Source organism: Pseudomonas sp. GM80, from assembly GCF_000282515.1.
Taxonomy (GTDB): Bacteria; Pseudomonadota; Gammaproteobacteria; order Pseudomonadales; family Pseudomonadaceae; genus Aquipseudomonas.
On sequence record NZ_AKJD01000249.1, the window covers coordinates 1 to 10979 of the forward strand.

Genomic DNA, 10979 nt, shown 5'->3' on the forward strand with positions numbered 1-10979 from the left:
GCAGCTCCTACAGGGGGGTGTGTCTGGGGTTTCAGGCTTTGTCGGCTTTGCCGGCGGCAGCGGCGAATTTTGCCAGGCGCACGTCCAGATGCCGAGGCCGGTGGCCATGATCTTCGGCGCGTTCCTTGCGGCGGATGGCGTTGCGCACCATCAGCGAGCCGAGGTAACGAATCGGCTCCGGCGGAAAATACCCCAGCGGTCCATTAACAATCGGCGAACGCGTCCACGAATTGTCCAGGCCCTGCACCAGCGACGCCAGAATCTGCCCGCCCATGTGACAAGGCCCTACCCCGCTGCCGGAATAACCAAAGCCGTAAAACACATTGCCGCTGCTGCTCATCTGGCCGAAGAACGGCAACCCGGTGACCGAGCGATCTGACGGCCCGTTCCACGTCGCATCGACCTTCACATCACTGAACGCCGGAAAGAAGTCATCGAGGCTGCGCTTGAGCAATCCGGCATACGGCGACGGCTGATCAAACACCGGCAAAATCCGTCCACCAAACGCGAAGGTATTGCCGCCCTTGCCGAGCATGATCCGGCCGTCCGGGGTGTTGTGGTAGTAGTGCACGAAAATCCGTGAATCAAGCACGCTGACGCCGCTGGTCAAACCAATCTCCTGCAACAGCTCCGGACGCGGTTCGGTGATCAGCATGTCGCTCGAAACAATCGCCACGCTGCGCTCGAACTGCGCAAAGGCGCGGGCCATCCAGGCGTTCATCGCCAGCACCACGCGGTCGGCGACGATGTTGCCCTGCGGCGTCTGCAGACGCGCCGGGCGCCCCTCTTCGAGCCCGGTCATCGCCGTGTTTTCGTGGATTTTCACCCCCAATTGCAGCGCCACTCGGCGCAAGCCGCGCACCAGTTTGCCCGGTTGCACGCTGGCGGCGGCCGGCGAGAACCAGCCCTCCAGATGTTTGGCAGAACCGGCCATGCGCTGCACATCGGCGACCGGCCGCTGGGTGAACGAGTTGATGCCGTTACGCTCCAGAGCGGCGATCACTGCATCCGTCGAACCGACCTGCGCGCGATTGGTCGCGGTGTACAGCGTGCCGTCGAGACGGTAATCGGCATCGACGCCGTACTGCTCGCAGAACTCGCCAATGGCGTGGATGCTGCGCTCCGACTCCGTGACCAGACGCACCGCTTCTTCGACGCCAAACAGGCGCTCAAGGGTGAAATATTTCGCCGACCACGACAACGCACAGCCGCCATTACGACCACTGGCGCCGGCGCCGCAGATATCGGCTTCGATCAGCAGTACATCGAGTTCCGGGTTCTGCTGCTTGAGCATGATCGCTGTCCACAACCCGGTGTAACCACCGCCGACGATGCACACGTCGGTGCGTACCTCGCCTTGCAGCGACGGGCACGTCGGCGACGTGTCAGCCTGCAAAGCCTGCTCCAGCCAAAACGGTCTCATGGGTTTTCTCCAGTCAGTGGGCCACGTCACAGCCTGCCGCGAATGCCGCAGCAGGCCGCGAGGCAAAGGGGTTTCAGGAACGCAGGGGTTTGATCGTCAACCGGCAATTGGGAATGGACGCGCGCGGCTCCATCACGCCGACCGGGCGGCTGTTCCAGTGCGGGATCAGCACCAGCGCCGAGAACAGCGCGCAACCGGCGAAGACGATAAACACCGTCACCGAGTCGAAGTAACCCGGCAGCAAACCACCCAGCACCGCGCCGACCGAGCCGCAGCCGTTGACGAAACCGGCCGCCGTGGCGCCAGCCTTGGCTTTGCCGAAGTCGATCGCGGCGGCGCCGCTGATCATCGAATCCGGACCGTACAAAGTCAGGCCCATGACAAACAACAGCGCGACCACCAGCAACACGCTGCCGGTGTGCAGCGCGCCCATAAACAGCGCCAGCGTCACGGTCAGCGCCAACAGGCTCAGCACGCAGGCCGGCATGCGCCGGGCGCCGAACAGTTTGTCCGAGGCCAGACCGATCAGGATCGGCCCGAGCAACCCGGCCAGTTCAAACGAGGTGGGAATGATCGCCGCGCCGACCTTTCCGACACTTGGCATCTGTTCAAACACGATCACCGGGCCCCACAACAGAATCGCGTAACGCGCCGGTTTCAACATGAAATACGCCAGGCCCAGGACCAGCACCGTGCGGTTGCGCAGGATTTCCTTGAGCGGCTCCCAGACGCTGAGTTTGCTGTTGGCTTCGGCTTCTTCGGCGCTCATTTCCGGCTCCGGCTCTACCGCTGGCAAGCCGACGTCTTCGGGTTTGTCGCGCTGGAAGATAAAGAACAACACCGCGACCACGGCGACCACCACCGCACTGGAAATGAACGCGGCGTGCCAACTGCCGACCAGCGTGTACGCCCACCAGCCGGCAAACGGCGAGGCCACCAGACCACCAAACGCGTAGCAGGAACTCCACAAACCCAGCACCCGTCCGCGTTCCTTTGCAGGAAAGAAACTGCCAAGGTTTTTACATAACCCCGACCATCCGGTGGACTGCGCCAACCCCTGGATCAGCATGCAAGTGGCGAAGATCGGCAGCGTGGCAAAACTGCCCATCACCACCGCCGCCGCGGCGGAAATCAGCAAACCGCCGAGCACCACGACCCTGGGGCCAAAGCGGTCGGCGAGCATGCCCCAGGTGAATTGGCCCACGGCATACGCCGCCAGGTAGATGGCGTCGAGGTTGGCCATGGCCATTTTGTCGAGCATGAAGGTGGGGTCTTCGGCGATGCCCAGTTTGGCCACCGAAAAAGCTTTGCGGGTGAAGTAGAAGGCGGCGTACGCCAGCCAGGTAATCGCGAAAATCTGCACGCGCCAACGTGCGAGGGTGCCGATGTGCTTGTTCATTGTGGTTCTGACCTCAGGGTGTGAGTGTGCCGGCAGAATCGTTAAGCAAAACGCCTGTGTTTTTATTGTTGAGCACTGCGATATCGCCCCATCCCTATGGCGGTATCGGTCAGATGAGTCCTGCTGTTGCACGCACAGGCTCATGGCCAATCTTGCTGCTCGACCGAGCAGTCAGCGATGGCGTGAGCCGATCAAAGCAATTACTGTTTAATAAATAAAATCGATTTATCGTATTTCACACATAAGCTCAGCTTGTTACTGAGCCTTCCCCGCACCAGGAGTCGCCATGGCAGTCTCCCACGCCCAACTCAAAGCCTTCCACGCGGTGGCCGTGCATGGAAGCTTCACCAAAGCCGCCGAGCGCCTTTTTCTCACGCAGCCAGCGATATCCGACCAGGTGCGCAAATTGGAGGAGCGTTTCGGTGTCTTGCTGTTTCACCGCAATAAACGTTCCGTGCGCCTGACCGATCTGGGCGAGCGCTTGCTGGCGATCACGCAACGGCTGTTTGTAATTGAAGCCGAAGCGCAGGAATTGCTGCAGGAATCCCAGGCCCTGCAGACCGGCAGCCTGATTCTGGCGGTGGATGCGCCGGTGCACGTGCTGCCGCAGATCGCGCGCTTCTGCGAGCGCTATCCGGGGATCAGCGTGAAGATCGAGACCGGCAACACCGACGAATCGCTGTTTCGCCTGTTCAACTATCAGGCCGATCTGGCGCTGCTCGGGCGTGACGTCAGCGATGAACGCCTGCTCTGTGTTCCGTTGCGTAACGATCCGATGGTCGCGTTTGTGTCGCGCAATCATCCGTGGGCCGAGCGCGAGTCGATCTGCCTGGCGGATCTCGACGACACGCCGCTGGTGCTGCGCGAACACGGTTCGGTAACGCGGCAGACACTGGAAGAGGAAATGGCCCGGGCCGGGTTTCGCATCCGCCCGGCGATTCAGGTCGAGGGGCGTGAAGCGGCGCGTGAAGCCGTGGTGGTGGGGATTGGCGTCGGCGTGGTGTCGGCGGCGGAATTCGGCGCGGACTCGCGGGTGTGTGCGTTGCCGATCATCGACTGCACGCGACGGCTGACGGAAACGCTGGTGTGCCTGCGCGAACAGAGTTCGCGGCGAGTGGTGGCGACATTTCTGGAAATGGTGCGCGAAAGTCTGAGCTGATTCGGCGTTTTCCGGTTAAGGCGAATCGAGATCGTCGGCTACACTGGCGCCAAGGCACCTGTGACAGGATATTTCTCAGTACCACTCGCTGATAAGCGCCACGGAATCCAAGTACCCATCGTGAAAAAAATAATAAATCTGCTTCGTGATCACCTCTGGAAGAAATGGATTCGCCAGCACGACTGCAAAGTCGCCGGCGGCATGTCTTCGTTGCACAAACGCTCGATCCTGACACTCGAAGAACACGTCAGCATCGGCCATGTCGTGATCGAGTCGAAACACCTGGCGATCGGCGCGCACACTTACATCCGCAGTGATTGCGTGCTGTCTGCCGTTTCCTCCATCGGTCGCTTCTGCTCGATCAGCACGCGCTGCTTCATCGGCCAGCAAAAGAGTTCGCATCCCACCGACTGGCTGAGCTCCCATCCCTTTCAGTACACCGACACGGCCCTGACGTTTGACCCGGTGGTGGCCGACGTGACGATTGGCCACGACGTGTGGATCGGTCACAGCGCGATGATTCTGGAAGGCGTACAGATCGGCACCGGTGCAATTATTGCGACGCGCGCGCTGGTGACCCAGGATGTGCCGCCCTACGCGATCGTTGCCGGCACCCCGGCGAAAATCATCAAGTACCGGCATGACCCGCAGACCATCGAAAGGCTGCTCAAGAGTCAGTGGTGGAATCTGGATGTAAAGCTGCTGCAAACGCTGCCGTTGAATAATCCCGACGCCGCGTTGACTCAGCTTGAGGCCATGCAATTGCGCCAGGCGGATTACCCGAGAATCGAAATCAGCCGAACACGTACAGCGACCCTGCCCGCGCAGCCGCAATTGGCAATCGCCTGACTCAGCCCGGTGCCAGGCCGAAAAACGCCTGAATCAAACGCAACTCCCGGCGCCGCTCCATGCAGCCAATCATGTGGCGGTTGACCAACCCCTCCCCGACAATCGGAATCGCCACCACGCGCGGGTCATGGCTGACTTCCACCGATGACACCACGCCCACGCCCAGCTCCGCGGCCACGGCTTCCGTCACCGCCTCGCGGCTGTCCAGTTCCAGCAACACCCGTGGATGAATCGCAGCCTGCGCGCAGGCGTCGTCAAACGTACGCCGGGTGATCGAACTCGGCTCACGCAGCACCATGATCACTTGGTCCAGTTCCTTGAGTTTCACCTCACCGCTGCGCGTTGCCCATGGATGCGCGGCCGGCACCAACGCGCAAATTCGTGACTCGCTCAGCGCTTGCAGGTGCAGGCCCTTGCGCGGTTCAACCTCGGTCAGCACGGCCACGTCCGCGTGTTCCGACAACAACGCCGCCAACGTTTCCTGGGCATTGCCCAAACGCAGATTCACCGTGATCCCCGGATAACGCGCGCGCAGGCTCGCCAACATCGGCATGACCATGTGCGGGCCGTCCGCGGCCACTTCCAGCCGACCGGTGAGCAGTTGCCGGTTGGCTTCGAGCATCGCCTGCGCCTCTTCTGCCAGACCAAACATCGCACGGGTGATCGCCGCGAGTTTGGTGCCCTCCTCCGTCAACTCCACCCGTCGTGCTGTTCGCCGAAGGAGGGTGATCTGGTAGTGCTCCTCCAGCGCCTTGATGTGCCCGGTGACCGCCGGCTGACTGATGAACAACCGCGCAGCGGCGCGGGTGAAGCTGCCTTCGCGGGCCACGGCGTCGAAGGCGCGCAGTTGAAACAGGTTCATGAATAACTCTCACTGATGGCTGGCATAACGACAAACAATTTGATTGATACAACGGCGAATTGCAACGTATGCCCCGTAGCTTCATCCCACAGCGCTATCCGAGGACACACGAATGAGTATTGCCGAACCCATCCTGCTCACTCCCGGCCCGTTGACCACTTCGGCCCGCACCCGCCAGGCGATGATGGTCGACTGGGGGTCATGGGATGACCGCTTCAACCAACTGACCGCCAGCCTGTGCGAACAATTGCTGGCGATCCTCAACGGCGCCGCCACTCACCACTGCGTGCCGTTGCAGGGCAGCGGCACCTTCGCCGTCGAAGCCGCCATCGGCACGTTGGTACCGCGAGACGGCAAAGTGCTGGTGCTGATCAACGGTGCCTACGGCAAGCGCCTGGCGAAAATCTGCGAAGTACTTGGCCGCTCGTTCAGCACCTTTGAAACCGCTGAAGACGAACCGACCACCGCCGCCGACGTCGACCGCTTGCTGCGTGCCGACAGTGATATCACTCACGTCGCGCTGATTCATTGCGAAACCAGCACCGGGATTCTTAATCCGTTGCCGGAAATCGCCCAGGTTGTTGCGCAACACGGCAAACGCCTGATCATCGACGCCATGAGTTCCTTCGGCGCGCTGCCGGTGGACGCACAGAAAGTGCCGTTCGACGCGCTGATCGCCGCATCCGGCAAGTGTCTGGAAGGCGTGCCGGGGATGGGCTTTGTCTTCGCCCGCAAAGAAGCGCTGGCCGCTGCCGCCGGCAACTCGCATTCGCTGGCGATGGACCTGTTCGACCAGCACGCTTACATGCAGAAGACCGGTCAATGGCGCTTCACCCCGCCGACCCACGTGGTCGCGGCGCTGCACGAAGCCCTGCTGCAATACAACGAAGAAGGTGGGTTGCCGGCACGGCATGCGCGTTACGCCGCCAACTGTCAGGCGTTGATGGAAGAGATGGGCAAGCTGGGTTTGCGCAGCTTTCTGCCGGCAGCGATTCAGGCGCCGATTATTGCCACGTTCCATGCGCCGAGTGACCCGCGTTATCAGTTCAAGGATTTCTACGAACGGGTCAAGGCCAAGGGTTACATCCTTTATCCGGGCAAGCTCACTCAAGTCGAAACCTTCCGCGTTGGCTGCATCGGCCACGTCAGCCCGGAGGAAATGCGCCAGGCCGTGGCGGCGGTTGGCGAAGTGCTGCGCGAGATGGAAGTCCTCGACATCTGATCCGACTCGATCCCTGTGGGAGCGGGCTTGCCCGCGATAGCGGTCTGACATTCAGCACAAATGTCGACTGAAAGGGCCCCATCGCGGGCAAGCCCGCTCCCACAGGATCGCCGAACCTTTTGAATAGCTCGTTCTCCCTAGGAATTGTTGCCATGAACTACGTCAATCCAAACAAGCTGCAAGCCGCCATCCTCGACTGGGCCGGCACCGTGGTCGATTTCGGCTCTTTCGCCCCGACGCAAATCTTCGTCGAAGCCTTCGCCGAATTCGACGTACAAGTCTCCATCGAAGAAGCCCGTGGCCCGATGGGCATGGGCAAGTGGGACCACATCCGCACCCTCTGCGATCAGCCGCAAGTCGCCGAGCGTTATCGCAAGGTTTTCGGCCGTACGCCGACCGATGACGACGTCACCGCGATCTACAACCGCTTCATGCCGTTGCAGATCGAGAAGATCGCCGAGCACTCGGCACTGATTCCCGGCGCGCTGGAAACCATCGCCAACCTGCGTCAGCAAGGGATCAAGATCGGTTCCTGCTCCGGCTACCCGAAACAGGTCATGGACAAAGTCGTCGAACTGGCCGCCACCAACGGTTACGTCGCCGACCACGTTGTGGCGACCGACGAAGTACCAAACGGTCGTCCGTGGCCGGCACAAGCCCTGGCCAACGTGATTGCGCTGGGCATCGACGACGTCGGCGCCTGCGTGAAGATCGACGACACCGTGCCGGGCATCCTCGAAGGCCGTCGCGCCGGGATGTGGACGGTCGCGCTGATCTGCTCGGGCAATGCGCTGGGCCTCGATTACGAGGGCTTCCGTGCACTGGGCAGTGATGAACTGGCCACTGAGCGCAAGCGTATCCACGCCCTTTTCGAAGGCTCGCGTCCGCACTACATGATCGACACCATCACTGATTTGCCGGAAGTGATTGCTGACATCAACAAGCGCCTGGCCAAGGGTGAGATGCCGCAAAACGATTAAGGTAGATTGAAAAAAACCGCCAACTGATAAAAAGTTGGCGGTTTTTTTATTGATCACATTAAACACCTGATCGGTTTCAAGCTGTTAAACCGAAACAGTCTTTCAAATCAAAACAGTAACATTCAATCAACAACAAGATTGCCATCCGCATCATATTTCAATCCATCGGGATAACGAATCGAACCGTCCGCTAGTTGCTCGGTGCCGTCAGCCCAGACGATACGACCATCTGGATATTCCACGGTGTCATCCGGCCACACGACGCGGCCATCAGGATGCTCGACCCGGCCGTCAGCATGCTGAATGATCCCGTCGGGGCGGGTAACTTTGTTTTTTCCGGCATCGACGATGCTGCCATCGCTCAGTGTGGTCGATCCATCCGGCTGGCGAATACTGCCGAGGGCGTTGATCAGGTTAATCAGTGCCACCGGATCGATGTTGATGTTCAAGGTAGGCCACGGCATTGGCGGACGGGCATTCACGGGTGGTTTGGTGCCCGGTGGCGCTGGCTTGACCGGTGGTTTGGTGCCAGGCGTCCCCGGAGTGACAGGTGGCTTCACGGGTGGTTTGACCGGCGGCTTCACAGGCGGTTTGACCGGAGCAGGTTTGACTGGCGGCTTGACCGGAACCACGGGTGGCTTGACCGGAGGTGTGGTGGGTCGGGTTACTGGCGGTTTGCTGCCCACGGGCTTCGGTCGAGATATCGGTGGCTTGACCATCGCTTTTTTTACAATGTTTTTACTATGCTTGCGATTCAGAAGAATACAAAAAGCCATCTTTAATTCCTTTTAAGTAAGTTATCAACAGCATCACTTATTGAATCAAGCGATTTGAAAGCAACAACTGCCCGCAACATTAGCGGATCAAACAACGCCAATCAAACCCTCTGCAGATTCAAGATATAAACAACAACCGGTTACACCCGCAGCACTAAAGTCCGCAAACCGCAAACACTAATAACTTTGTAAAGACAGCACATTAAAACTTCTGTTTCGTTCAGCAGAAATGCTCAGGGGGGTTTACAGTTAAGGCATGCCGTCAGAGAAACGGTGCGATGAAACCCTGAACCGAGAGGAACACTGTATGCCGTGGACAAGTTCCGAATCGCGTTACAGCACCGTGTCGGTCATGCTGCATTGGCTGATGTTGGTGCTGCTGGTGCTGGTGTACGCCAGCATGGAATTGCGCGGCCTCTTCCCCAAAGGCAGCGGCGGGCGCACGCTGATCCGTGAAGTGCATTACATGCTGGGCCTGACCGTATTCGTGCTGGTGTGGTTTCGCCTGCTGGCGCGCAGCCTCGGCCCGGCGCCGCAAATTTTCCCGGCGTCACCGCAATGGCAAACGCTGCTGGCGCGACTGATGCACTGGGCGTTGTACCTGTTCATGATCAGCATGCCGATACTTGGCTGGCTGATCACCAGCGCCGAAGGGCATCAGGTGATGTTCTATGGTTTTGATCTGCCGTTGCTGGTCGCGGAAAACAAAGACTTCGCCAAACAGATTGAGTACTGGCATGTGCTGGTCGCCACGATCGGTTACTGGCTGATCGGCCTGCATGCGCTGGCGGGGATCTATCACCATTATGTAGTGAGGGATAACACGTTGCTGCGGATGATGCCCAAGCGCGGGTAAACCTGCCGGGATCTATCTGGGGCAATGCAAACCATTGTGCCTGGCAATGGAATCCATCTGGGGCAATGCAAACCATTGTGCCTGGCAATGGAATCTATCTGGGGCAATGCAAACCTGTGCCTGGCAATGGAATCTATCTGGGGCAATGCAAACCTGTGCCTGGCAATGGAATCTATCTGGGGCAATGCAAACCATTGTGCCTGGCAATGGAGTCTATCTGGGGCAATGCAAACCACTGTGCCTGGCAATGGAATCTATCTGGGGCAATGCAAACCATTGTGGCGAGGGGATTTATCCCCGTTGGGCTGCGAAGCAGCCCCAAAACCTCAAAACGCAGTGTGTCAGGCTGAACAGTGTGGGCTGAATTGGGGCTGCTTCGCAGCCCAGCGGGGATAAATCCCCTCGCCACAATAGATCTCCATATGACAGAAATAGGGTGCGGTCAGGGATCAGTGCTGAAACCGCGTCTGCCCTGCAGACCGCCGGTATGAACAAAGACCAGTCGTGTACCGCTGGCAAATCTGCCTGCTGCTATCTGTTCCTTGAGGGCCAGCAACGCTTTGCCGGTATACAGCGGTTCCAACGGCACACCGCTGGCCTGTTCGGTCTGTTCAATAAACGCCAGCAACCCCGAATCAACCTTGGCAAAACCACCACGGCTCGCCTCAATCAACGCATACCCCGCATTGGCCACCCCGGCTTCGCGCAAAATCGCCTCGACCTGGGGTGCCACACCATGATCTTCCGGCACCGCCAGCGCGCCGAACACCGGATGCGCCCCCGCCTCCGCCAGCACCAACCCGGCCAATGTCGTGCCGGTGCCGCACGCCAGCCACCAGGCCTGATAATCGCGCCAGCCCAACGCGCTCAACTGCACATCAACCTGCGCCTTCAGCGCAACACAACCGAGCGCACCACTCAAACCACCGCCGCCCTCGGGCACCGCGTGCAGCGTCGGATATTGCGCCAGCCAATGTTCCCAGAACCCAGACTCGTGCCGCGCCCGATAGCCGCCGTAACCCAGCCAGTGCAGTTGCATGCCGAACGCTTGCAGATCCTCCACCGTCGGCGTTTCCAGCGCATGCCCGCGCAACAGCCCCACGGTTTTAAACCCCAGCCGTTTCCCCGCCGCTGCCAACGCATGCAGATGATTGGAGTGCGCACCACCAAGGCTGATGATGCCTTCGGCCCCGTTGCGCTCGGCGGCCTTGAGGTGTTCGACGAGTTTGAACCACTTGTTGCCGCTGATCAGCGGGTCGATCTGGTCGAGACGCAGGATGGCCACTTCAATACCGGCGGCGCTCAGCCAGTCCAGATGAAGGTGTTCGAGGGGGGCGTGGGGAAACATGGGCGCTACGTAATCTGAAAAAAACACATACTAGTAGGAGCTGCCGCAGGCTGCGATCTTTTGATCTTGTCTTTTAAAAACAGAATCAAAAGATCGCAGCCTGCG

General features: G+C 59.8%; 10 protein-coding genes. 5 read left to right on the forward strand and 5 right to left on the reverse strand.

The annotated features are described in order from the left end of the window. Positions 1 to 31 precede the first annotated feature (31 nt). Positions 32 to 1423, reverse strand: coding sequence for an FAD-dependent oxidoreductase (locus PMI37_RS28400; RefSeq protein WP_008087870.1), 1392 nt, complete (start codon positions 1421 to 1423; stop codon positions 32 to 34). A gap of 73 nt (positions 1424 to 1496) precedes the next feature. After that, positions 1497 to 2822, reverse strand: coding sequence for an MFS transporter (locus PMI37_RS28405; RefSeq protein WP_008087871.1), 1326 nt, complete (start codon positions 2820 to 2822; stop codon positions 1497 to 1499). Positions 2823 to 3108: 286 nt separating this feature from the next. On the opposite strand from PMI37_RS28405, the gene PMI37_RS28410 reads away from it, so the two are divergent. Further along, positions 3109 to 3981, forward strand: coding sequence for a LysR family transcriptional regulator (locus tag PMI37_RS28410; RefSeq protein ID WP_008087873.1), 873 nt, complete (start codon positions 3109 to 3111; stop codon positions 3979 to 3981). A gap of 120 nt (positions 3982 to 4101) precedes the next feature. Continuing rightward, positions 4102 to 4830 carry a CatB-related O-acetyltransferase gene (locus tag PMI37_RS28415; protein WP_045123333.1) on the forward strand — a complete coding sequence of 243 codons (729 nt, stop codon included), beginning with the start codon at positions 4102 to 4104 and terminating at the stop codon, positions 4828 to 4830. A gap of 1 nt (position 4831) precedes the next feature. Here PMI37_RS28415 and PMI37_RS28420 read toward each other — a convergent pair whose 3' ends face one another. Then, positions 4832 to 5692, reverse strand: a complete 861-nt coding sequence (locus PMI37_RS28420; RefSeq protein WP_008087877.1) for a LysR substrate-binding domain-containing protein — start codon at positions 5690 to 5692, stop codon at positions 4832 to 4834. A 112-nt stretch (positions 5693 to 5804) separates the two neighbouring features. On the opposite strand from PMI37_RS28420, the gene PMI37_RS28425 reads away from it, so the two are divergent. Together PMI37_RS28425 and phnX are read left to right on the forward strand one after the other, a co-directional pair. Next, a complete protein-coding gene (locus PMI37_RS28425) occupies positions 5805 to 6914 on the forward strand; it encodes a 2-aminoethylphosphonate--pyruvate transaminase (protein ID WP_008087880.1) in 1110 nt (369 codons plus the stop codon). A 152-nt stretch (positions 6915 to 7066) separates the two neighbouring features. Beyond that, the gene (gene phnX, locus PMI37_RS28430; protein ID WP_008087882.1) at positions 7067 to 7894 is read left to right on the forward strand and encodes a phosphonoacetaldehyde hydrolase; all 828 of its coding nucleotides are present in this window, start codon (positions 7067 to 7069) and stop codon (positions 7892 to 7894) included. A gap of 122 nt (positions 7895 to 8016) precedes the next feature. On the opposite strand, the gene PMI37_RS31955 is transcribed toward phnX, so the two are convergent. Then, a complete protein-coding gene (locus tag PMI37_RS31955) occupies positions 8017 to 8670 on the reverse strand; it encodes a hypothetical protein (protein WP_008087885.1) in 654 nt (217 codons plus the stop codon). Positions 8671 to 8977: 307 nt separating this feature from the next. Between PMI37_RS31955 and PMI37_RS28440 the strand changes: the two genes are divergently transcribed. After that, positions 8978 to 9526, forward strand: coding sequence for a cytochrome b (locus PMI37_RS28440; RefSeq protein ID WP_008087887.1), 549 nt, complete (start codon positions 8978 to 8980; stop codon positions 9524 to 9526). A 442-nt stretch (positions 9527 to 9968) separates the two neighbouring features. Here the strand turns inward: PMI37_RS28440 and PMI37_RS28445 are convergent, their stop codons facing one another. After that, the gene (locus PMI37_RS28445; protein ID WP_008087889.1) at positions 9969 to 10874 is read right to left on the reverse strand and encodes a 1-aminocyclopropane-1-carboxylate deaminase/D-cysteine desulfhydrase; all 906 of its coding nucleotides are present in this window, start codon (positions 10872 to 10874) and stop codon (positions 9969 to 9971) included. Positions 10875 to 10979 lie beyond the last annotated feature (105 nt).